The 22917-nt window shown below is 58.4% G+C and carries 18 protein-coding genes and 3 tRNA genes; 8 read left to right on the top strand and 13 right to left on the bottom strand.

All coding sequences use genetic code 11. The features are described 5' to 3' along the window. Window positions 1-11 precede the first annotated feature (11 nt). Entirely contained in the window at window positions 12-1193 is a 1182-nt protein-coding gene (locus tag ACQRAJ_RS01110) for a pyridoxal phosphate-dependent aminotransferase (protein ID WP_427747473.1), read from the bottom strand. 165 nt (window positions 1194-1358) lie between these two features. Between ACQRAJ_RS01110 and ACQRAJ_RS01115 the strand changes: the two genes are divergently transcribed. From ACQRAJ_RS01115 to ACQRAJ_RS01125, 3 genes are all read left to right on the top strand, one after another. Beyond that, window positions 1359-1435 (top strand) — tRNA-His (locus tag ACQRAJ_RS01115). Window positions 1436-1457: 22 nt separating this feature from the next. Further along, window positions 1458-1533: transfer RNA gene (locus ACQRAJ_RS01120), tRNA-Lys, on the top strand. Window positions 1534-1576: 43 nt separating this feature from the next. Next, window positions 1577-1652: transfer RNA gene (locus ACQRAJ_RS01125), tRNA-Lys, on the top strand. Window positions 1653-2146: 494 nt separating this feature from the next. Here the strand turns inward: ACQRAJ_RS01125 and ACQRAJ_RS01130 are convergent. From ACQRAJ_RS01130 to ACQRAJ_RS01140, 3 genes are all read right to left on the bottom strand, one after another. Further along, on the bottom strand, window positions 2147-3673 hold the full coding sequence (locus ACQRAJ_RS01130; protein ID WP_427747474.1) for an FAD-dependent oxidoreductase: 1527 nt from the start codon (window positions 3671-3673) through the stop codon (window positions 2147-2149). Window positions 3674-4165: 492 nt separating this feature from the next. After that, window positions 4166-5170, bottom strand: a complete 1005-nt coding sequence (locus ACQRAJ_RS01135; RefSeq protein WP_154518278.1) for a GGGtGRT protein — start codon at window positions 5168-5170, stop codon at window positions 4166-4168. An 18-nt stretch (window positions 5171-5188) separates the two neighbouring features. Continuing rightward, window positions 5189-5923, bottom strand: a complete 735-nt coding sequence (locus ACQRAJ_RS01140; protein WP_006235554.1) for an iron-sulfur cluster assembly scaffold protein — start codon at window positions 5921-5923, stop codon at window positions 5189-5191. Between the two features lie 403 nt (window positions 5924-6326). Between ACQRAJ_RS01140 and ACQRAJ_RS01145 the strand changes: the two genes are divergently transcribed. Next, a complete protein-coding gene (locus tag ACQRAJ_RS01145; RefSeq protein WP_427747475.1) occupies window positions 6327-7139 on the top strand; it encodes a transposase in 813 nt (270 codons plus the stop codon). A gap of 632 nt (window positions 7140-7771) precedes the next feature. Here ACQRAJ_RS01145 and sufU read toward each other — a convergent pair. From sufU to sufC, 5 genes are all read right to left on the bottom strand, one after another. Then, window positions 7772-8206, bottom strand: a complete 435-nt coding sequence (sufU, locus tag ACQRAJ_RS01150; RefSeq protein WP_427747476.1) for a Fe-S cluster assembly sulfur transfer protein SufU — start codon at window positions 8204-8206, stop codon at window positions 7772-7774. Next, the gene (locus ACQRAJ_RS01155) at window positions 8199-9524 is read right to left on the bottom strand and encodes an aminotransferase class V-fold PLP-dependent enzyme (protein WP_427747477.1); all 1326 of its coding nucleotides are present in this window, start codon (window positions 9522-9524) and stop codon (window positions 8199-8201) included. Before ACQRAJ_RS01155 ends, sufU begins: the two co-directional genes overlap by 8 nt. Then, a complete protein-coding gene (locus ACQRAJ_RS01160) occupies window positions 9521-10711 on the bottom strand; it encodes a SufB/SufD family protein (RefSeq protein ID WP_427747478.1) in 1191 nt (396 codons plus the stop codon). Before ACQRAJ_RS01160 ends, ACQRAJ_RS01155 begins: the two co-directional genes overlap by 4 nt. A 188-nt stretch (window positions 10712-10899) precedes the next feature. Continuing rightward, window positions 10900-12312 (bottom strand): Fe-S cluster assembly protein SufB, encoded by a 1413-nt coding sequence (sufB, locus tag ACQRAJ_RS01165; RefSeq protein ID WP_427747479.1) that lies wholly within the window; start codon window positions 12310-12312, stop codon window positions 10900-10902. Between the two features lie 12 nt (window positions 12313-12324). Beyond that, complete coding sequence (sufC, locus tag ACQRAJ_RS01170; RefSeq protein ID WP_427747480.1) at window positions 12325-13125, bottom strand: Fe-S cluster assembly ATPase SufC; 801 nt, start codon at window positions 13123-13125, stop codon at window positions 12325-12327. A gap of 223 nt (window positions 13126-13348) precedes the next feature. Between sufC and ACQRAJ_RS01175 the strand changes: the two genes are divergently transcribed. The 3 genes from ACQRAJ_RS01175 to ACQRAJ_RS01185 all read left to right on the top strand — a co-directional run bounded on the left by ACQRAJ_RS01175 (window position 13349) and on the right by ACQRAJ_RS01185 (window position 17568). Continuing rightward, window positions 13349-13780: an RrF2 family transcriptional regulator gene (locus ACQRAJ_RS01175; RefSeq protein ID WP_154518293.1), complete on the top strand. Its 432-nt coding sequence runs from the start codon at window positions 13349-13351 to the stop codon at window positions 13778-13780. Between the two features lie 138 nt (window positions 13781-13918). Then, window positions 13919-15568, top strand: a complete 1650-nt coding sequence (locus ACQRAJ_RS01180) for a hypothetical protein (RefSeq protein ID WP_427747481.1) — start codon at window positions 13919-13921, stop codon at window positions 15566-15568. 203 nt (window positions 15569-15771) lie between these two features. Then, entirely contained in the window at window positions 15772-17568 is a 1797-nt protein-coding gene (locus tag ACQRAJ_RS01185; RefSeq protein WP_427747482.1) for an AAA family ATPase, read from the top strand. A gap of 11 nt (window positions 17569-17579) precedes the next feature. Here the strand turns inward: ACQRAJ_RS01185 and ACQRAJ_RS01190 are convergent, their stop codons facing one another. The 4 genes from ACQRAJ_RS01190 to ACQRAJ_RS01205 form a co-directional block, all read right to left on the bottom strand. After that, entirely contained in the window at window positions 17580-18599 is a 1020-nt protein-coding gene (locus ACQRAJ_RS01190; RefSeq protein WP_427747483.1) for a glycosyltransferase, read from the bottom strand. Window positions 18600-18769: 170 nt separating this feature from the next. Then, window positions 18770-19900: an acyltransferase family protein gene (locus ACQRAJ_RS01195; RefSeq protein ID WP_427747484.1), complete on the bottom strand. Its 1131-nt coding sequence runs from the start codon at window positions 19898-19900 to the stop codon at window positions 18770-18772. A 4-nt stretch (window positions 19901-19904) separates the two neighbouring features. After that, window positions 19905-21005: a glycosyltransferase family 2 protein gene (locus ACQRAJ_RS01200; RefSeq protein WP_427747485.1), complete on the bottom strand. Its 1101-nt coding sequence runs from the start codon at window positions 21003-21005 to the stop codon at window positions 19905-19907. 224 nt (window positions 21006-21229) lie between these two features. Further along, window positions 21230-21769 carry a hypothetical protein gene (locus ACQRAJ_RS01205; RefSeq protein ID WP_427747486.1) on the bottom strand — a complete coding sequence of 180 codons (540 nt, stop codon included), beginning with the start codon at window positions 21767-21769 and terminating at the stop codon, window positions 21230-21232. Window positions 21770-21933: 164 nt separating this feature from the next. Here ACQRAJ_RS01205 and rfbB point away from each other — a divergent pair, with 164 nt between their 5' ends. Continuing rightward, on the top strand, window positions 21934-22884 hold the full coding sequence (gene rfbB / locus ACQRAJ_RS01210; RefSeq protein WP_427747487.1) for a dTDP-glucose 4,6-dehydratase: 951 nt from the start codon (window positions 21934-21936) through the stop codon (window positions 22882-22884). Window positions 22885-22917: the final 33 nt, after the last annotated feature.

A 22917-nucleotide genomic window follows, 5' to 3' on the forward strand; every position in this document is an offset into this window, starting at 1 on the left:
CCGGGCCGTCCTTACCCACGCGGCTTGATTTTATCGCGTAGCGACTTGAGGTTCTCCAGCGCCGCGTTAATCGTCTCGTCTCGCTTGGCAAAGTGGAGGCGAATCAGATGGTTGACGGGCTCACGGAAGAAGCTCGAGCCGGGCACGGCGCCCACGCCCACCTTAGACGCGAGGTCCTCGCAGAAGTCGAGGTCGCTGTCATAGCCAAACTCAGAGATGTCCATCATGACGTAGTAGGCGCCCTGCGGCACGTTATGCTCAAGACCAATGCTATCGAGCCCCTGGCAGAACAGATCGCGCTTGGCTGTGTAGAGATCGAGGACCTCCTGGTAATAGCTGTCGTCGAAGTTGAGGGCGGTGACAACGGCTTCCTGCAGGGGAGCGGCGGCACCCACAGTGAGGAAGTCGTGGACCTTCTTGATGCGCTCGGTAATCTGGGCCGGGGCGATGGTGTAGCCCAGACGCCAGCCGGTGATGGAGTACGTCTTGGACAGCGAACTGCAGCTGATGGTGCGCTCGAACATGCCGGGCAGCGTGGCTATATAGACGTGCTCGTGGGGCGCGTAGACGATGTGCTCGTATACCTCGTCGGTGATGCAGTAGGCGTCGTACTTTTTGCAGAGATCGGCGATAAAGGTGAGCTCTTCGCGCGTAAAGACCTTGCCGCAGGGATTGGAAGGGTTGCACAGGACGATGGCCTTGGGGTCGTTGTCGCGGAAGGCCGCCTCGAGTGTCTCGCGGTCAAAGTCGAATGTGGGCGGGTTGAGCGGCACGTAGATGGGCTCGGCACCCGAAAGGATCGTGTCGGCGCCGTAGTTCTCGTAGAACGGCGAGAAGATGACGACCTTGTCGCCGGGGTTGGTGACCGTCATCATGGCAGCCATCATGGCCTCGGTGGAGCCGCAAGTGACCACGATGTTCTGGTTGGGGTCGATCGGCATGCCCATAAAGTGCTCCTGTTTGGCGGCAAGCGCCTCGCGCATGGCCTGGGAGCCCCAGGTGATGGAGTACTGGTGGTAGAGCGGTTTGGGATCGGTGGCGATGGTGCCCAGGCTCTTGAGCAGCTGCGCTGGGGGATCAAAGTCGGGGAAGCCCTGCGAGAGGTTGACGGCGCCGTACATATCGGAGATGCGCGTCATGCGGCGGATGACCGAATCGGTAAACGTTGCCGTGCGATTGGAGAGTTCTTTCATGCTTGTCCTTTCGAACATCGGGGTGGGGCAAGTTTACTCCTGTGGAACCGGTGGGATTTGCTCGAAATGGATCCGAAAAACTCTTTTCAAAATTCTTGAAAATTGGGGCTTGCGTCGCGTGGCGTTCCTTGCAATAATAGTCGAGCGCGAAGCGCACAGGACACGGTGGGTGTAGCTCAGTTGGCTAGAGCGACGGGTTGTGGTCCCGTAGGTCGAGGGTTCGAGTCCCTTTACCCACCCCAGTTCTTGCTTCGTGTTGATATCGGGTCGTTAGCTCAGTTGGTAGAGCAGGGGACTCTTAATCCCAAGGTCCAGGGTTCGACCCCCTGACGGCCCACCACACGATATCTCCTCTAAAGTCCGCTACTAAGGACTTTAGCTTTGGGTCGTTAGCTCAGTTGGTAGAGCAGGGGACTCTTAATCCCAAGGTCCAGGGTTCGACCCCCTGACGGCCCACCAAAGCATGTTAAGACGGTCAGCGAAAGTTGGCCGTCTTTTTTGTTGACCTCGCATGGGGTCGAACCCGAAAGGGCGCGGAGCTGAGGAAATGCGTGAGCATTTACCAGCGCAGCGCGCAAGGCGCGAAGCGCCGCAGCGGCCGCCTGCGCAGCAGGCTGACCCCCTGACGGCCCACCAAAGCATGTTAAAGCGACTGGCTTCGGCTGGTCGCTTTTTTGTTGACCTCGCATGGGGTCGAACCCGAAAGGGCACAGACGCTTTACAAGTCGAGCCTGCCCTGGGGGTCGGTGAATCCGTCTGTGCCCTCCTTGAGTTTTTTCTCGTCTGCTTTCACGCGACGTTCGAGCTTCTTTGTATCCTCGGCAGGCGGTAGATTCTCGGGGACAATTCCACGGTCGATGAGGCTGCCACGTACAATGGACCCCGTGCCACCTCGAGCTCACGGGGCCCATAGATATCGATTAGTTGTGTTCTGCTTTAGATGGGTGTCTAGTTTAGTCCGCTCGATAGTGCGATCCGAGGCTTTCGGTCCGTTTGCGCATGGCTTTGACCATTTCCTGTGCTAGTTGAATCTGCGATTGCAGGCGGGCGAGGGCTGCGATTTCGCTGTCCTGAGCTTTCTGTGTGCTCAAGGTCGTTGCCTCCGTCTTCAAGCCCTCAAGCTCGTGTAGTGCCTTGGATAGGCCCCCTTCGGTGCGGTTGATCATGCAATAGGTACTCATCGTGTGCTTAAGGCCGCGGGTCAGGCGCTCGGCGTCTGTTGTGGCAATGCCATGCTGGGGGAGGGCGACATCCGCCTTTGGGGCCACCTCAGGTGCATTCTGTGCTGTTTGGGCTGCCGAGGCGCCCGCGATGCGCCCAAACACGATGCCGTTGGCGCTTGACAGGCCACCAATGCGATCGGCCCCGTGCATGCCGCCTGTCGCCTCGCCGCAGGCATAGAGGCCCTCAACGCCCGTGTATGCGGTCTTGTCGATTTTGATGCCGCCATTGGCGGCGTGGGCATACATCGCCACACGCATCTCGTCGGTCGGCGCGATGCCGTGCTCGTCTTGTAGCCAGGTGGCAAAGGTCTGCACAAACTCGGGGACGTCCTCGCGGGGGAAGTCGTAGTGGAGCGCCAGACCTTCAGCACCCGCTTGATCGATGGCAAGATCGATGGCGCGGGAGGCCAAGCGCGAGGTGAAGGGACCATATCCGGAGCGCTGGTCAAGCAGATCGTCTAGCTTTTCGTCGGCGATATCGACCGGCTGGTCTACATGTACGTAGCGCCAGGTCTTCTCGTTAAAGACAAGGTTGCGCTTGGGCTCGATGAAGCCCGGCATCATCTGCATGAACTCTATATTAGTGAGCGTTGCGCCGTGTGCCAGCGCGATGGCCTGCGAGGAGCTGAGCACGTCGGCGGAAGTGAGGCTTCGCTCGAACAGGCCACCCGTGCCGCCCGCAGCGATGATAGTGGCCTTAGCTGCCATAGGTACGAGATGCTTGTTTGTGCGGTCGTAGAGTACGGCGCCGATAATCTTTCCGGTTGTGTCCTCAACAAGGTCGATAAGCTCGTGGCGGGGGAGTAGGCGAATGCCGAGAGACTCGATCTGGGCCGCACACGCGTCCTCAAGGGGCTTGCGGGTGAGGCCGCGCCATATGCGCGTCTTATGGTCAAAGCAGGGGATAAATTGCTTCTGCAGGGCGCTCTCGGCGCTTTGCGGGCGTTGGAGCTCAACACCTAGATCCTGCTCGAGCCATTGGATGGCCTGGGGAATGCCGTGGACGAACGTCTGGACGAGCGTAGGGTCGGCGACGCCGCCGCCGACGGCTTGGATGGTGTCGATGAGATTCTGTTCGTCGTCTTCGTTAACGGGACCGATGAGACCTAGGCCCCAGGTGCCCGGGAAGAAGCTCGATCCACTCATGGTCTTGCCGGCGCTTGCGACGGCAACGGTCGCGCCCGCGCGCGCCGCTTCTATGGCGGCACAAAGGCCCGCAATGCCAGATCCTATTACCAGTACATCAGTCGATTCCATGGGATTCCTTTCTCGTCCGGCGCATTTTCGCATGGGTGATCGACTAATGCGATGCAAAGGCCGCGCTATTCGGTAAAGGGCGAATATGGCAGGTGGACGTCATACGCATTCGCTGGCTTCGTCTCCGGGCATCTCGTATTTCGCTGCAACTGATATATCGGACATCTATTTTGGAGTAGTCAATTTGAGACGGGGCTTTACGAGCTGTCCTGCGCCTCGGGTCGATCCGCTCGCCACGAAATGGGCCTATCTACTACGTTTGAGCGGTCACCCCCCAACCATACCGAGAATCACAAAATTAAAACCGCAGGTAGACGGCTTATTGATTTTCAAAAAACCCGGCTATGGTCGACCTGCGCTGGTTAAACGTAGTAGATGGGCCGGTTTCGTGGAGCAATCCAAAGCGATTGGCTGTTTTGGAATAAAAAAGAGCCGCTACCCGGGTGGATAGCGGCTCCGAAGCTCAACTATATGAGCATCGCGCGGGCGCGATTAGGCCTTGAGGGCCTCCTCGACGGCGACAGCGCAGGCGACGGTAGCACCGACCATGGGGTTGTTGCCCATGCCGATGAGACCCATCATGTCGACGTGTGCAGGCACGGAGGAAGAACCGGCGAACTGGGCGTCGGAGTGCATACGGCCCATGGTGTCGGTCATGCCGTAGGAGGCAGGGCCGGCGCCCATGTTGTCCGGGTGCAGGGTACGGCCAGTGCCGCCACCAGAGGCGACGGAGAAGTACTTCTTGCCAGCCTCGATGCGCTCCTTCTTGTAGGTGCCAGCGACGGGGTGCTGGAAGCGCGTGGGGTTGGTGGAGTTGCCGGTGATCGAGATGTCGACGTTCTCGTGCCACATGATGGCAACGCCCTCGCGGACGTCGTCGGAGCCGTAGCAGTTAACGGCAGCGCGGGGACCATCGGAGTAGGGGATGGTCTCGACGACCTTGAGCTCGCCCGTGTAGTAGTCGAACTGGGTCTTCACGTAGGTGAAGCCGTTGATGCGGGCGATGATCTGGGCGGCGTCCTTGCCCAGACCGTTGAGGATAACGCGCAGCGGCTTCTTACGAGCCTTGTTGGCGTTCAGAGCCAGGCCGATAGCGCCCTCAGCGGCAGCGAAGGACTCGTGGCCGGCCAGGAAGGCGAAGCACTCGGTGTCGTCGGAGAGCAGCATAGCGCCCAGGTTGCCGTGGCCCAGACCGACCTTGCGGTCCTCGGCGACGGAGCCGGGAACGGTGAAGGCCTGGATGCCCTCGCCGATGATGGCGGCAGCCTCAGAAGCGTTCTTGGCGCCACGCTTGACAGCGAGAGCGCAACCGAGGGTGTAGGCCCACTCGGCGTTCTGGAAGGCGATGGACTGGGTGTTGTTGACGATCTCACGCGGGTTGAAGCCCTTGTCGGTGCAGATCTGCAGAGCTTCCTCGAGGGAGGCGATGCCGTTGTCGGCGAGGCACTTGTTGATCTTGTCAGCGCGGCGCTCGTAACCTTCGAACGTAACAGTCATAGTTATTTCCCTCCCTTTCTACTCGTGAACCGGGAACACGCTGGCGACGGAGTGAGTCTCCTCGTCGGTGCGCGGGTCGATGTACTTGGCAGCGTTCTCCCACTGACCATAGTGGCCCATGGCGCCAGCGATGGCCTCCTCGGGGGTCTTGCCGGCCTTGACGGCGTCGGTGAACTTGCCGAGGTTCAGGAACTCGAACGCGATGATCTCGTTCTTGTCGTTGAGAGCCATGCGGGTGACGTAGCCCTGAGCGAGCTCGAGGTAACGAGCGCCCTTGGCCTTGGTGCCGAACATGGTGCCGACCTGAGAGCGAAGGCCCTTGCCGAGGTCGTCGAGGGAGGCGCCCACGGGCAGGCCGCCCTCGGAGAACGCGGTCTGGCTGCGGCCGTAAACGATCTGCAGGAAGATCTCGCGCATAGCAACGTTGATGGCGTCGCAGACGAGGTCGGTGTTGAGGGCCTCGAGGATGGTCTTGCCGGGAAGGATCTCGGAAGCCATGGCAGCAGAGTGGGTCATGCCCGAGCAGCCGATGGTCTCAACGAGGGCCTCCTCGATGATGCCGTCCTTGACGTTCAGCGTGAGCTTGCAGGCGCCCTGCTGAGGTGCGCACCAACCCACACCGTGCGTAAGACCGGAGATGTCGGAAATCTCCTTAGCCTGGACCCACTTGCCCTCCTCGGGGATGGGTGCGGGGCCGTGGTATGCACCCTTGGCAACGGGGCACATGTTCTCCACTTCCTGTGAGTACTGCATGCCTCTCCTCTCTATCGTGTTGGCGTCCCGTCTGGAGGTCGTGGCTGGTGATTGCCGGGCGACCCTTCGAAAGGGACATGACATGCAGCCCCTATAATACCGCGAAATGCACGGAATATTCGGCGAACGGCGCAGTTTTCGTAGCGAGAAACGCGGAACTTTCAATTGAAACGATTTAACAAGCTTGGTTGCGGTTATGCGATACGTTTTAGGGGGTCAGTTCTGGTCAAGTTATTGGTTAGTTCTTGCCCATGTTGCGGTGTCTAGCCTGTGGTTATGATGCCATTCGCCGTCGGTTTGCCGCCTTTTACCGTCGACGGGTGCCATTTTGCGTGAATGTTTTGATGGCACGTTTCAATCGTGATGTATTGGACGGTAAGCAGGTCCCGGCGAAGGGAGCGCCATGCAGCGTGTTTGGAAAACGATCACCGGTTTTTACCATGTCTGTGCCCGCGGTATGGGCAGTCAGCTGATCTTTGAGAGCGACGAGGACCGGTGGGAGTTTTTGGAGCTGATGCGCGACTGCTGCCGCGATGCCCAGGTAACGATTGCGGCGTGGTGCCTCATGGGCGACCATGTGGATCTGGTACTTTTGGATTATGAGGACAACATGAGTGCAGCCATGCAACGCCTGCTGTTGACGTATGCTCGTCGGTTCAATAAGCGTACTGGGCGATCGGGCTGCCTGTTCCGGGAGCGTTTTGAGCGCCGCTCGCTCGATACCGACCGACAGGTGATGGAGGCTGTTCGCTCCGTTCACGCCGATCCGCAGGATGCGGGCATCAACCTAATTGAGCGGTATCCCTGGAGCAGCTTTGCGGAGCATCTGCGCGTTTACGACGGTGACGAGGCAGATGCTAGGAGGGTGTTTTCCGATCCTTCTTGCGTGCTTGAGCTTTTTGGTTCTGCCAAAGCCTTTATTGCCTATTCGCTTTCGACGCCCGACGGCGGCGATCCGGCGATGCGCGATTTGGTAGAGATGGAGTTGGAGCGGCGCGCCTTTGCCGACGAGTTGGCGAAGGGATGCGGGGTTGCGCTCCAGGGGGTTAAAGCGGCGCCGCCGGCGCAGCGCAGTATCGTTATTCTTGGCTTGCACGATGCTGGTTTTACGGTGCGCCAGATTGAGCGGTATACGGGGATAAGCAAAAGTACCGCTTCTCGTATTGTGCGCGCCCGTGCTCGAACGGCGGTGCGGACTGATGACAGCCTGGGATAGGGCTGTCTGCCCACTGGGACCATCATTCTAAATGCTTGGACGTTAGCTACACTTCTAAATATGCATAGAATGATTGCCGTCTTGCATAAAACAATAGCTCAGTCCGGTTTTGCCCGTGCCTACCCCCGTCCACGCCGTGCAAAAAGCGGAGTTTTCAGCATCGTAGTGCTGTCGGAACTGCTATAGCCTTGCAACTTGCGGGCCCCGAGACAATTATTTGTCTGCCAATACGCCCCGAAGCACGCGTTTGCGTCCCCGTAGACCGTAATGCCTGTTCTAAAACGCAATATATACGCGCCCGAAGGCGCTAATCTATGCTCGTGATTTGTATGCACATAGCTTGGCGTGCTGAATACTCGCAAAAATGCACGCCGCACCCTATGGGACCCGTCTGCGGAAGGCAGGAGGCGAGCCGGAGCCTAGTAGGACGGTGCCTGGCGCTTTGCTCGGCGTGCCCCGTGGCCCTGTGGCAAGCCTTTGGTACTGTGAAAAACGCTTGTGCTTGCGGTTGGCCGTGCGATAAATGAAGATTGGGCGCCGGAAGCGTGGCTGCGCGTGCGCTCGTTATGAAAAAGCCGAGCCGCCCGTATCGGGCGGCTCGGCAATCAAAAACCTTGGATTCGGGGCATCCGTTACTGGTTAGCCTGACCCTCGAGCATGCCGTCGAGAGTTCGCCATGCGAGCTCAGCGCATTTGACGCGGGCGGGCATGTGTGAGATGTCCTGGAGCTGAGCGGCCTCGTCTAGGTCTTCCAAGTCTTCCTCGGAGAGCTCCTCGCCACGGATCATGGCGAGGAAAAGCCCTGCCAGACGACGAGCCTCCTCGACCGTTTCGCCCGTGATGAGGTCGGCCATGATGTCGGCGCTGGCCTGGCTGATGGCGCAGCCGTGCCCGGTAAAGGAAGCCTCCTCGATTACATCGTTCTCGACACGCAGCTGCAGGGTGAGCTCATCGCCGCAGCTGGGGTTGATGCCGTCGTGCTCGTGCGTGGGGGCATCCATCTCGTACTTGTAGTCGGGGTGGGTGTTGTGCTCCATAAACGTGGTGGAGGTGTACAGATTACCCATTGAACGTGCTCCAAACGTGATGCAGGCCGGCGATGAACTTATCGATATCGGCCTTGTCGTTGTAGAAGGCCACGCTGGCGCGGCAGCAGGCAAGGTTCTCGACGCCCAGCCAGGTGAGCAGCGGCTGCGCGCAGTGGTGGCCGGCACGGATGCAGACGCCGTCCATGTCCATGATGCTCGCGACGTCGTGAGGGTGGATGCCCTTGACGTTAAAGCTCACGACCCCGTGGTGGTTGTCCCAATAGATGGAGCCGATGATCTGGACAAAGTCGAGCTGCATGAGCTCGCCCATCAGGTAGTGGACGAGTGCCTGCTCACGGGCCTGGATGTTTTCGTAGCCCACCGTGTTGACCAGGTAATCAAGCGCCGCGCCCGTGGCGAAGACGCCGGCGGCGTCCTGCGTGCCGGCCTCGAACTTCTCGGGGACGGGCGCCCAGACGGCGTCCTGCTCGGTGACCGAATCGATCATCTCGCCACCGGTAAGCATGGGCGGCATGGCGTTGAGCAGATCCATCTTGCCCCACAGCACGCCGATGCCCATAGGACCCATGGCCTTGTGCGCGCTAAAGGCAAAGAAGTCGGCGCCCAGATCGGCCACGTTGACCGGCATGTGCGGCAGCGACTGCGCGCCGTCGACGACCAGATAGCCGCCGTACTTATGCACGAGCTTGCCGAGATTCTTGACCGGGTTCTCGACGCCCAGCACGTTAGAGATCTGACCCACGGCCAGAATCTTGGTCTTGGGGCCAACCTTGGCAAGCACTTCCTCGGTCGTGAGCTGACCGGTCTTGGTGGGGTAGAGGTAGACGAGCTTGGCGCCGGTCTCGCGGCAGACCTGCTGCCACGGAATCAGGTTGGAGTGGTGCTCCATGATGGTGATGACGACCTCGTCGCCGGGTTCGAGCACCGTGGGCGCAAAGCTCTTGGCGACCAGGTTGAGCGACTCGCTCGTGTTGCGGGTGAAGACGATCTCATTAGCCTGGGAGGCGCCGATGAGGTCGGCGATCTGCTGGCGCACCTTCGCGATGGCCTCGGTGGCCTCGACGGACAGCGAGTACAGGCCGCGCAGGGGGTTGGCGTTCATGCGCTGGTAGAAGTCACGCTCGGCGTCGAGCACGCAGGCGGGGCGCTGCGCGGTGGCGGCGCTATCGAGGAAGGCGATCTCGGGGTGCTGCTGGAACAGCGGGAACTGCGCCTTGTAGGGGTTGGTCTCGATGTCGACGGTAGGCCAGCCGCGCGAGGCCTCATCGCTGGCGTCGAACTCCATGGGCTCGGGGGCAGTACAGGTATCGCATTTAACGTGCTCGGTGTCGATCATGCGAGCTCCTCCTCAAAGTTATCGATCAGGTTGTTGCCCAGGCGGACGACGGCGCCGCGGGTGCGCTCGTCGGTCGCGGAAAGTGCGGCGTCCTCCAGCTTGGCACGGATGAACAGGTCCTCGGCGGCATTTTGGTCAAGGCCGCGGCAGGCGAGGTAGAACAGCTGCTCGTCGCGGACGTGGCCGATGGTGGCGCCGTGGTTGCCGGCGACGTCGTCCTCGTCGCAGAGGATGACGGGAACGGTCTTGTTGTCGACGCCCTTGTTGGCCAAGAGCACCGTCTCGCGCTCGGTGCCGACGGCACCCTTGCAGCCGTGCACGAGATCGATAGTGCCGCGGTAGACCTTCTTGGACGTGCCGGTCAGCACGCCGTTGGCATCGATTTCGCACTCGGTCTTGCGGCCGCGGTGACGAAGCTCGTAGTTAAAGTCGCGCACCTGCTGGCGGGCGCCCAGGTAATCGGTATCGATCGTAACCTTGGCGGTGTCGCCCAGCAGGTCGCCGGCAAGGCCGGTGGCGCTGGCGCCAGCACCCAGTACGGTGTGCTGCACGTTGACGCGCGCGCCCTCGTCCAGGAACAGGCCGGTGTCGTCGAGCGCGATCCAGCTGTCGTCGAGCGTCTGCGTGCAGGTCATGTTGACGGTGGCGTACTCGTGGGCGCACACGCGTAGCACGGAGCCCACGACGCCCTCGCCGGTAACGGGGGAGTCCAGGGCGATCTGCAGGTCGAGCGTTGCCTGCGGGCGGGCGACGACATCGATGGCGGCAATCGCAGCCGCGGCGTCGACGCCACTCACGCGCACGGTAACCGTGGCACGGCCGTAGGCGGGCACATCGATGACGATGTGCTTGGTGGCATGGTCGGCCAGATAGGCGTAGGCGGCCTCGCCCATGCCGGTCTCGAAGGCTTCAGCGGGGGAGAGCTCCTCCTCGAGCTTGATGGCACCGGCCTGGTAGACGGAGGTGGCAGGCACGTCGAGCTCGGTCTCGGGTGTGATGCGGGCGCGGTCGGCGGCGTCGCCGGGGGCAGAGGCGCGGCGCTCGGGGAAGCGCTCGGCCATGGCGTCCATGGCGGCGTCGAAGGCTTCGGCCGTGCCATGGATCTGCTCGTCCAGGCCCTCGACCTCAACGGCCTCGGCGGGAGCGGAGGCAAGTTCGTCCGAAAGCTCGAGCTTAGTCTGGTTCATCTTGAGCCAGCCCCATGTGGCGGCCGGCATCGCATTGACGCCCCCGATCTCCTGCAGCACGCCGTCTCGGGGCTCCGACCCTCCTCGCGTACCTTTAGTACGCGTCGTCGGGCTCGTCGCTCCCGATACGTCGCACTGCAGAAGCTCGGATGACGTAAATGCGTTCGGCGTGTTCGTGGCCTGTTTCATTATCCGATCGCTCCTTCCATCTCGAGCTTGATCAGGTTGTTCATCTCGACGGCGTACTCAAGCGGCAGCTCCTTGGAGACCGGGTTGGCAAAGCCGTTGACGATCATGGTGCGGGCCTCTTCCTCCGAGATGCCGCGGCTCATCAGATAGAACACCTTGTCGTCGCCAATGCGGCCGATGGTGGCCTCGTGGCCGATGTCGACGTTCTTGGCGCGGATGTCCATGGCGGGGATGGTATCGGAGCGGCTCTGGTCGTCGAGCATGAGCGACTGACAGCTCACGGTTGCCTTGGAGCCCTCGGCCTTAGGCGTGGCCACGATGGAGCTGCGGAAGGTCTGGATGCCACCGCTCTTGGAGATGCCCTTGGTCTCGACGGTCGCCGAGGTTTCGGGCGCGTTGAGTACGACCTTGCAGCCGGTATCGAGGTTCTGGCCGGCGCCGGCAAAGGTGATGCCGGTAAAGCTCGAGCGGGCGCGGCGGCCGTTGAGCACGCTCATGGGGTAGAGGTAGCCCACGTGGCTGCCGAAGGAGCCGCTGATCCACTCGATGTCGCCGTCCTCGTCCACTCGCGCACGCTTGGTGTTGAGGTTGTACATGTTCTTGGACCAGTTCTCGATGGTCGAATAGCGCAGGTGCGCGCGCTTGCCCACAAAGAGCTCCACAGCGCCGGCGTGGAGGTTGGCCACGTTGTACTTGGGCGCGGAGCAGCCCTCGATAAAGTGCAGGTCGGCGTCGTCCTCGACGATGATGAGCGTGTGTTCAAACTGGCCGGCGCCCTTGGCGTTGAGGCGGAAGTAGCTCTGCAGCGGAAAATCGAGCTTGGTGTCCTTGGGCACGTAGACAAACGAGCCGCCCGACCATACGGCGCCGTGCAGGGCCGCAAACTTGTGGTCGGTGGGCGGGATGAGCGTCATAAACTTCTCGTGGATGAGCGGCTCCCACCGCGGGTCGTGCAGGGCCTCCTCGATGCCGGAGTAGACGATGCCCATTTTGGACGCGGTGTCCTGCATGTTGTGGTAGACGAGCTCGGAGTCGTACTGCGCGCCGACGCCCGCCAGGTAGCTGCGCTCGGCCTCGGGGATGCCCAGGCGCTCAAAGGTGTTCTTGATGTCGTCGGGCACCGACTCCCAGTCGTGCTTTTGGTCGGTGTTGGGTTTGACGTAGGTGACGATGTTGTCCATGTCCAGGCCCTCGATGGAGGGGCCCCACGTCGGGTCGGGAAAACGGTTGAAGATCTCGAGGGATTTTAAGCGCAGGTCGAGCATCCACTGCGGCTCGTCCTTCTTGGCGCTGATCTCGCGCACGATGTCGGGCGTGATGCCGGCGTCGAGGCGCTCGAATCCCTCCTCGCCATAGGTGAAGTCGTAGAGGCTGCGGTCGATGTCCGCGACCTCGGTGCGGTTCTTGGTCATTGCGTCGCCCCTTTACGCCTGCTGCTCGGCAGCGACGGCCTCGGCCTGGGCGCGCTGCTCGGCGGCCTCGCGCTCGAAGGCCTCAAAGCCGTTCTTGTCGATCCAAGGGATCAGCGAGGCGTCGTCCTCGCGCACGATGTGGCCCTTGACCATAACGTGGACGCGGTCGACATCCAGGTGCTCCAGGATGCGCGTGTTGTGCGTGATGATAAGCATGGAACCGTTGCAGCTCTTGCGGTAGGCGTCCATGCCGTGGCTGACGGTGGACAGGGCGTCGACGTCCAGGCCGGAGTCGGTCTCGTCCAGGATGGCGAGTTTGGGCTGCAGCAGCAGAAGCTGGAGCATCTCGACCTTCTTTTTCTCGCCGCCCGAGAAGCCCACGCCCAGCTCGCGGTTGAGGTAAGCGGTATCCATGTTGAGCTCGGCCGCGAGCTCCTTGACGCGACGGCGGAATTCCTTGCCCTTCATCTCCAGGCCGGGGCGGCCGGCGATGCTGGCGCGCAAAAAGCTCGACAGCGGCACGCCCGGGATCTCGACCGGAGCCTGGAAGCTCAGGAACAGGCCGGCGCGCGAACGCTTGTCGGTGGTGAGCTCGGTGATGTCCTGGCCGTCAAAGACGATGCGCCCGTTCTGCACGGTATAGACGGGATCGCCCATGACCAGGTGGCCGAGGGTGGACTTGCCGGCGCCGTTGGGTCCCATCAGCACATGGGTCTCGCCGGCGGCGACGTTGAGGTTGACGTTGTGGAGGATGGTCTTCTCGTCCACGGAGGCGGTCAGACCTTCGATGGAAAGCAGCGGATTTGCGCTCATGCTGTTCCTCTCTGTATATGGTGTACTCATAGGTGTACTAAACCCTAGGAATCTTCTCGGAATAAAGTTACTATGGGTTCGGCGTTAGTCAAGGGAAAACCCGACTAATCCACTCGACTTTTCAGATGTGGGACATAATAGTCGGGATCGTCTGTCCCACACGCTTGGCATCGGGGGCAAACTCTGCTGATGATTTGGTCTTAAGCGCAACGGGAGGGTAGGTATGCTCATTTCTTCTAAGGGCCGCTATGCCCTCCGTTTGATGATTTATATCGCGGCGCTCGGTGACGCCGAGGGCAAAATCGCCCTGCGCGAGATTGCCGACCGTGAGCATATTTCGCAAAAGTATTTGGAGCAGCTGGTCCGTCCGCTTATGAAGGCGGGCCTGCTCAAGAGTGTGCGCGGTAAAGGCGGCGGCTACATGATGGCCGTGGACCCGGCCGAGGTGCGAGCCGGCGATATATTGCGTGCTGTCGAGGGCAGCACGGCGCCCGTCGCATGCGATGGCATCGATAACAACTGCACTCGCAGCGATCTGTGCTCTACTGTGAAGTTCTGGCGCGGTCTGGACGACGTGATTGAAAAGTACGTCGACGGCGTGACGTTGGCCGACTTGGCGGCCGTGCCCGAGATTAACTTCGATATCAAGCTGTAACTCGAGCGCAATTCCTCAAGATTTCGCGGAGGGCGTTACCGTTTGTCGAGTTGCTGTTGTACGACATCGGTCTTGCTGCGATACTTAAATCTATCTTTGCAAACTGCACTTTAACTACACCAATGCAAGGAGGATCTTATGCAGCCCAAGCATTCTGCGATTGTTGCCGGATTGACGCTGGCTCTTTCGTTTGGCGCCGTTGCCGCGCCCGCGCCCGCTGCTGCGGATGAGCCCACGCCGGGCGTTGCCTCGGATGCCACCGATATCGATAAGGGTCTTTATACCCAGCAGTCTTTCTCGGGCGTGCTGAGGTCGGTCCAAGGCGTCTCGTTTGTCAATGTGACCAGCGAGATGAAGTACTTTACCAAGTATGAGAGCCACGGCAACTATAACCAGGGCTTTTCGTACGGCGATGGTTACAACGCGCTCGGTTACTACCAGTTTGACCGACGCTGGTCGCTCGTCCCGTTTATGAAGCAGGTCTATAACTACAATCCTGCCAAGTACGGCATGCTTAAGTCTGCAATTGACCGCGGAGGCGATATCTCCAACGCAAGCAACCCCATGCATTCGAACGGTCAGCTGACGGATCTGGGCCGCATTGCACAGGAGGCCTTCCAGGGTGCCTATAACGCCGATCCGGCTGAGTTCTCGGCGCTGCAAGATTCATATGCATACAACTCCTATTACGCGGTGACCGAGGCCTGGCTCAAGAGCGCGCTTGGTATTGATATCTCTGGCCGCACCGATTGCGTCAAGGGTATGGTGTGGAGCATCACCAACATGTGCGGCACCTATGGCTGCCAGGACTTTTTCCGCTGGGCAAATCTTACAAACGATATGACCGACCGTGAATTTGTGACGGCGCTTTCCAGCAGCGTGGTCAATAACGTTGCCCGTAAGTACTCGAGCCAGCCGCAATATCACGAGGGCTGGAAGAACCGTTACAAGAACGAGCTTAAGGATTGCCTGGTCTATATTACCGAGGACGAGGCCGCGGCGACGCCGCCGGTCGAGCCTGAACCCGAGCCTGAGCCCAAGCCCGTGACTCCAGCGCCTAGCCAGGCGCCCGCCGCTCCCGTTGCTCCCTCTGGGCCTAGTGCCGATACCAATGGTGCTGACGAGGATACCGTCGATGCTCCTTCATACGATGCCGGAGCAAGCGACGGAAATGGCGATGTCGCATCGGGCGGCAGCGCGGGGTCTGCCTCGCCTTCGAATTCCGCAGATGCTGCGGCAGGGTCTGGTTCTTCCGCCGGTGGATCGACTGCCGGTTCGAGCGACTCGTCGACGAATGGCAAACCCTCTGCGAGCGAACAACTTGGCTCCATGTTTGGCTCCTCGCTGATGGTTGACATCAACAGCAGCTCGTCTTCCAAGAAGGATGGCTCCGACCAGGGCGCTACGGAAAAGACCGAGGATGCTAAGGGCGATTCGAAGGACGAGGGTTCTAAGGGGTCTGATTCCGACAAGGGCACGGAATCAGACGGTGCGGAATCGAAGGATCCCCGCCTTGATAAGGATGGCAAGCACACGGACGACAATGGGTCCAAGGGCCTGGTTGATGATGCCGCCGACCAGAACCAGGGTAAGACCAAGGTTGTGACTGCTTCAGCCACGACGACTGAGTCCTCTAAGGGCAGCATGCCCAAGACGGGTGACTTGATTTTGATGGCGAGCCTTGCCAGCGCGAGCTTGGCCACATTGGGCGCTACGTCTATTGTGAGCGGTAAGCATAAACTTGACCAGCAAAACAAAGACGCTGCGGAGAAAGACGCCCAAAAGTAGGCTCTCAGCGAGTGTTTTGCCTTAGGGATTGAAATAGGGGCCCGATGCGATAGCACCGGACCCCTATTTGTTGCGAATCGTTTTGTTATGCCCCCCTTTATGGAGCCACATCTGCCGTTACCCGAATCATTTGTTGAACTACAAAATTGTTATCAAGATGGTCGCTAAAATGGCATCGTTATTCTAAAAGGGGAGATAAAACGGTGTCTGAACAGGCAATGTATGATATTGATAACACCTTTGACGTGAAGTTGCTCAATCCCGGCGGAAATGCTGTTCTGCCGATTGATATTCATGATTTTGCCGACGCCGCCGATCATTGTGTTTTAGTTGATAAGACCATGTTTATTGCCGATATCTTAGATTGCGAATCGACTGTGGCGCTCTGTTGTCGGCCTCATGGTTTTGGCAAGAGTATGAACCTCTCCATGCTCAAATGTTATCTGGAGCGTCCTGTGCCCGGCTCGTCGAGCGTGAATCTGTTCATCGGTAGCCAAATATGGGACGCAGAAGATGGCATCTATCGTGATGAGTATGCACGCTACCCGATCATTGCTTTGGATTTTTCTACTTCCTCCTATCGAGGCGCCGATGCCGAGGCCGCCATGCGCGATGCCGTCGCTCGTGAGTGCGCTCGTCTGTTGCCGCTGCTGGAAGTTCCCGATTTAGCTCGCGGCGACGTGCGCCATATCGAGCGCGTAGCGCGCGGTGTTGCCGGTTCTGATGAAATCGATTCGGCGCTTGGCGTGTTAATCGAGCTCCTCCGTATGGCATGTGATGAACAGGTTGTGCTGCTGGTTGATGGGTATGACGCGGCATTCTCGAATCATATGCAGACGAAGGGCGCCTATGGCTCGTGCTTTGTCGAGTTGCTTGACCGCCTGCTCTTTGACGTCATTGTCTCCTCTACCGATTCTTTGCGGCTGGTTTGCTTGATGGGGGAGCGACCCGGCCCCGCACGGGCGGCGCTTGCGCATCGCAACTGCCCGTATTGTTTGGCTTCGCCCTTGTCGAGCTGGTGCGATCGCCGCTTTGGTTTTTCGGATGCCGAAAACAGGGCGCTGCTAGATTACACTGGCCAGAGCGACAGACTGGCTTGCGCGCGCGAATGGTTCGAAGGCTACCGGTTTGGCGGGTTCTATTGTTCGAACCCGGCTCGTGTGGTTGAGTTCTTGGCTCGGGGCTGCCTGCCGCCAACGCGCTTTGACGTATGTTGCTATGCCGATTGTCTGAACGAGACTGTGGGCGCCTGGGATTTAAGATGGCTTGCGGCAATGTTTGATTTGCTTAATCCGTATGGCTGTGTTGAGGCGCCGCTGCGCATAGACGCCGTGAAGCCTGATGCCGGGACAGCGGAAGGTGTTTGGACCGATTTGTATTTGAGTGGACTCCTGACGACAGATGCGACCGATCGCCAGGCGGACGGCAGTCTGCCCCGCGCACTGCGCCTTCCCAATAACGAGCTCCGGTATGCGCTGCGTCTTGTGATTATCGAATGGTTCGAGTGCGCTGCCGAGAGTGCCGAGACTATCGATGATTTCCAAGAGGGTCTTTGCCGCGGAGACGAGCGTGCAGTTAGGCGAGCCTTGGACGTAATTATTGATGACTTGGGCGTCGATGGAGACGAGTCGGATTTGCTACTGGCTTTTCGTTTGGCACTGCAGGGTCTTTGTTTTGGGTTGCCTGGATATGCCGACCCTGCTACAAAACGAGCGCACGGTTTGGAGTTTGGGGGTTTCCAGGTGTTTCCGACCGTCAATACCTTTGATGCGGTGGATACACTTGGCATATTGGATAGCCGCCCGCTTATCTCGGTCAGCATGCTGTACGACCCCGATGTCGATGCGTTGGGCTTAGAGCTTCTGTCGGTACAGGCATTGCTCGATATCGAGCGGAGCGGTCTCGACGACATTCGCGTGCCACGTCCTGCCGTGGGCCGCATGCGCTGGGGGTTTGGCTTTGATGGACAGCGAGTTGCCGTCGCATGTCAGAAGTTATAGGAGGGCCGGCTTTACTCGGTTTCTTTCATGGGCGGCATGGGCTTCCAGTTGGGGTCGCGTACGATCTTGCGGGCATCCTTCATGCCACGGCGCAGCGCCGGAATGCCGGTCTTAAAGCACTTGTCGACGGCGGCAAGGCGGATAAACTCCTTGCAGAAGGTCGCCACATTGCCCAAGCGGAACAAAATGGGGTGGTAATCACCGTAGATCTGCATGTAGCGGGCCAAATAGCCGCGGTTGCGCATGATGTAGTAGCGATTGGTGTCACTGGTGGAATTGAGCTGACGCTTACCGGCGATATCCCAGTTGGAGACGGCGCGGGCGCGCCTGAGCACCACATCGGCGACTACGACGGCAGGGAAGTGTTGGCTGGCGACATAGCCATAGCAGGCGTCATCGCCGTAGATAAAGAAACGAGCGTCGGGCAGGCCGATCTTGTCGACAACGCGGCGTGAGAACAGGCCTCCCTCAAAGCACAGCTGGTTCATGGCGCGGTAGCCCTCGGGGCCCAGGTCCCACTTAGCGATGGGGTTGGGGATACCAAGCGAAAGGATGAGCTGGTACTGCCAAAAGAAGGCGCCGCCGTCAAAGTCCAGGCGCGAACCCTGGATGACGTCGTAGCGGTCGGTCCACTTGGCCAGGCGCTCGATGCCCTCCGGGATGACGAGCACGTCGTCGTCCATCACCCAAAACCACTGGGCGCCCAGATCGTAGGCGCACTTGGTGCCGGCGGAAAAGCCGCCCGCACCGCCGCCGTTTTCGAGCTGTGGGGCGTAGATGACACGGTCGGTGCCACCCTGCGCGTCGGGCTGATCGGTGTCGACGCCCCACAGGTTGGCCAGGCGCTCGTTGAACGCCGCGCACATGGCCTCGGTCTCGCGCGAATTCTCGTTGTCGACGATTACGATACGCCACGGCGCGGCCGTGAGCTCGGTCATAGAGTCGAACAGGTTGGCCAGAAGTTCCTGGCGCTTGTACGTGACGACGACGATGGCGAGCTTGTCGATGGGAGCGGGGAGGGTAGAAGTCATGGGGAATATATCCTTTCACGCGCGGCGGGCGAGCGCTGCGCGGAAGCTATCGAATACGTCCGTTGGACGGCACCTATTGTAAAGGGTCGCTGCGCCATGTTGGCAAGGTTTGAATAAAACGCAGGAACCTGCCATGGCTGTAGCGGCTTTAGCGTCTGACGGCAGCGTGTCTATTGTCGCTTGAGCCGGCGAGCGATAAGGCTTCTAGCTGCATCGATGATGAGAAGCGCCAGCGCAAAGACGATGCTAATGACGGTACCCGTGACGATACATATAGCTGCCGGGCTGTTTTGGCTGACCAGTATGTTTGCGAGCAACGTATTGAAGACGGGACGCCACAGGCTACTGGTGAGCGACTGCATCACATAGAAACCGAGCGTGGCGGTCGATAGGGTGACGATGACATTCGCGGCGCGAGGATTACTCGATTTATTGTCGCGGGTTGCCGCAAAGAACAACGAGGTGGCAGCGAGGGCGAACGAGACGACCGAGGTCGACTTATAGGAAAGCATTGCCATTGCCGACAGATTACCGGTTGCGGAGAGTGCGGCTTCCAGGGCGATCGTGATGATCAAAACTGCTGCAAGCAATCGTTTGGCGACGGTGCGCGCTTTGCGCGGAGTTGTCGTTCCGGTATAGTCGCGGAGCAGCCCTCCCATCAAAAAGGCGACGACGTAGGTGACGGCGCTCATGATCTTCTGCAGCCAAGAAAACTCAGCGCTGCTTGCCGAGTATTGCGTCGCCAGATGGCCATTGACAATAAAAACGAGGACGCCGACGGCGACAACTGCTGCTGTGTGGCTTTTCTTGCCGAGTTGGTTTTTAGCCAGCGCAAACAACGGCGCCATGCAGACCGTGGCGGCATAGACCCAGATAAACTCAAGCCCCAGCGTGTACCAATAGTGCGTGTGAAAGGAGACATCGGGAATGGGGGAGACGGCTGTGGACCATGCGAGTGCCGCGAGGCAATAAAACGCGGTGGGCAAGATGACTTTGCCAAGGCGCTGCGTCGTCCGCTGAAGTTGCGACGTCCATGTGGCCCCGTCGCTCCAGGCGCGAGCAGCCGAAGTAATAAGGAAGTAGCCCGAGATCATAAAGAAGACCTCGTTGGCCCAGCAGCCAAGCAGGTTGATGAACCCCAAGATGCCTGAATAAGGTAAGACCGTGAGTGGCGCGTATTCCGGCAAGCCGACGCAGATGGCTTGAAAGGTCCACTGAAAGGTATGGAATATCGCGATGCCAGCGACCGCGACCAAGCGCAGCGCTTCGATGGAGGTATTTCTGCTTGCTTTGCTGCCCATCCGGCTATTTTCCAGCGCGTGCGTTGTATGAGCTAAAGTGCGATGTGATCATTTTTAGAGTTTGCTTGGGCCCCTTGTTCCATACGTTATACAAGCCCTCGCCCACGAGGTCCTTGGCGTATGCGCAGTAGCTGATTTTAGGATTGGCGATACCCATATACTCGGAATAGAGCTTTTTGGCCGCGGGGGTAACGCGGGGGTTGGCAAATACAAGCTCTTGCGGCATGCGTTCGAACATCTTGTGGATGGCCTGCTCGATTTCGGGGTGTCCTTCGATTCCGGTGTGCTCAATCATGATGCCCATATATGTGAAACCGCGTGTGATTTGCGGTGTCCAGACGGCGGAGTCGGTGACGTTGAGCCGCTCAAGAATATCGACCATGTCGTTCCAGCGATTAAACGGCATCAAGGGGTCACGCTTGGCCAGAGCGGCCGCCTTTTCGGGTGTTTCCTCGCGATAGCAATAATACGGCTTGGGCCAGTAAGCGATGGCCTTTGCCTGACAGAGCGTTTCAACGAGGAATGGATTGTCGGCCCAGCCCGCACCGGGGATTTCCTTAAACCAGATATTGTTTTGCAACAGGAAGTCGCGACGATAGATTGCCGACCAAATGGACGGATGATGGGCCAGCAGGTGTGGAGCGTCGTGAATGGTGAACGGTTGCCGAGGCGGTTTAATGCGACCGCGATATGCGCAATGTAGCTTGACCTCTTGGGGGGTATCGGGGTTGCGAATGATCCAATACGGGGTCTCGATAATATCGAGCTTGTTCGGATCGCCAAATTCGCGCTTGGCAAAGGCAAGCATGTCGGAGTACATTCCGGGCTCGATCCAGTCATCGGGTTCGAGGATGGCAATCCAGTCGCCCTTTGCCTCGCGAATGCCCAGATTGCAGGTTGCACCGTAACCCTGGTTTGCCTTATCGATCACTCGAACGCGCGAGTCGCGCGCAGCGAAATCTTGCATAATGGCGAGCGAGTTGTCGGTTGATCCGTCGTTGATTGCGAGGATTTCCAGCTCAATTTTCTTTTCGTTTAATAGGCTGCCTATAGCCTGAGAAAGATACGGCTCGGCATTGTAAGTAGGCACGATTACGGTCAGCATTCAAACACTTTCTCTAGGCGATTTGGAAGAATTATACCTAATTGCGTTTGCAACGGTTTTAGTTGCATTTGAGCGAAAGCAGTCAAAACCGTTTCATTGGTCTGCTGTGGAGCTTCGCGAAATCGTGTCAGGAAAGTGGCTCAAAAAGCGGGTGAACTTCAAATGCAATTTCTTTCTTTCGATTTATGACGTGACGGATTGCGTGGGCTAGATATTCATGTAAATCAATCTAACTGGTAGCAGTCTGTGTTTGCTTTGATTACCGCTTCAGCAAGTGCTAGGTGTTCTTTGTGCGAATTAGAGTCTGAGTTTCTCTCCCATTCGGCAATGTCTTCTTCATTAATTCGTCTTACGATAAAAGGTCCTTTGACAAACTCCCCGGCCACCTCCATGAATTCGTCAAAGCTTGTTGTTACCCCTCGGGCATCAATAAACGCATTTTTGCCATTTAAAGTAGCTTGACAAAATACATGGCGGCCCTTTCCGCCGTATTCTTGAATGATGAACGCCTTGTATCCGAGAATATCTTCGACCTTCAGAGCGAATGCCTGACATGATCCCCGGAGAAGACATTCCGCTGATGTCAGATGCTCCTCGTCGTCGTCAATTTGAGTCAAATGGCCATCGCAGTCGATCTCCCTGAGATTCTCAAAATCATTGTCATCGCAATAGAATCCCTTGTGTTTTTCAGTTCCGTTGACAGGACGAAATATGTTTCGATCGTTTTTTCCGCGCAGTGCTTTTGCGGTAGGTCGGTTGCTCATTGGCCCTCCGTATGGTTGCTGTAATTTAAATATCTTGTACCAACAAGTATTCAGCTTAGTTCCTCATGGGGACATGAGTTTAGTCTGAAAAGAGACTGCTTCATTTTTGCTATCGGATTAAGGGGAAATGGGACAGTCCAATGGTCAGAGGAGGGGCGACACGCGTGGAGCGAAAATACAGCAATATTTTGGTTACGGGCGGTTGTGGTTTTTGCGGCTCGGCGTTTGTCCACTTTGTCGTGAACAATGTGCCGGATGTGCGCGTCACCGTCGTGGTCAAGCTAACTTATGCTGCCAATCCTGACAGCATTGCCGGGCTTCCGGAGAACAGAGTGAAGCTTGTTGTTGGCGATATTTGCGATTCGGACCTCCTAAATCAAATCGTTCCCGGGCACGATGCAATCATTCATTACGCTGCCGAGTCTCACAACGACAATTCGATTGCCGACCCTGAGCCTTTTATTAGAACGAACATTGAAGGTACGTATCGGCTTCTCGAAGCTGCACATAAGTTTAATGTAAGGTTCCATCACATTTCGACCGATGAGGTATTCGGAGACCTTGCGCTCGATGATCCGCACAAATTTATCGAGGAGTCTCCTTATCGACCGAGTAGCCCCTATTCCAGTTCCAAGGCTGCCTCTGATATGCTCGTGAGAGCATGGATTCGCACTTATGGCCTGCGCGCAACGATTTCAAATTGCTGCAATAACTACGGCCCGCACCAGCACTTCGAGAAATTTATCCCGCATTTGATTGCGTGCGTTCGACGCGGCGAGCGCTCTAAGTTGTACGGTTATGGCCTGAATGTACGCGATTGGATTCGCGTGGAGGATCATGCCCATGCCGTGTGGTCTATTTTGACTAAGGGGACGGTGGGGGAGACGTACCTCATCGGTGCTAATTGCGAACGTAGCAACCTTGAGGTTCTTAGGGCCATTCTTAAGGCAATGGGTCAGAGTGAGGACTACAATGACTGGGTAAAGGATCGTCCGGGACACGATCGGCGTTATGCAATAGACGCGAGCAAGCTTCGGCGAGAGCTTGGTTGGACCCCGATTCACAATGACTTTGCTGCAGAGATTTCACGGCTGTGCTGTGAAACGCCTCTTTAATCTGGTTGACCTTTCGGGGTCTAGCTGTTGCTG

It is taken from the genome of Collinsella sp. SGI.184, from assembly GCF_050313415.1.
Classification (GTDB): domain Bacteria; phylum Actinomycetota; class Coriobacteriia; order Coriobacteriales; family Coriobacteriaceae; genus Collinsella.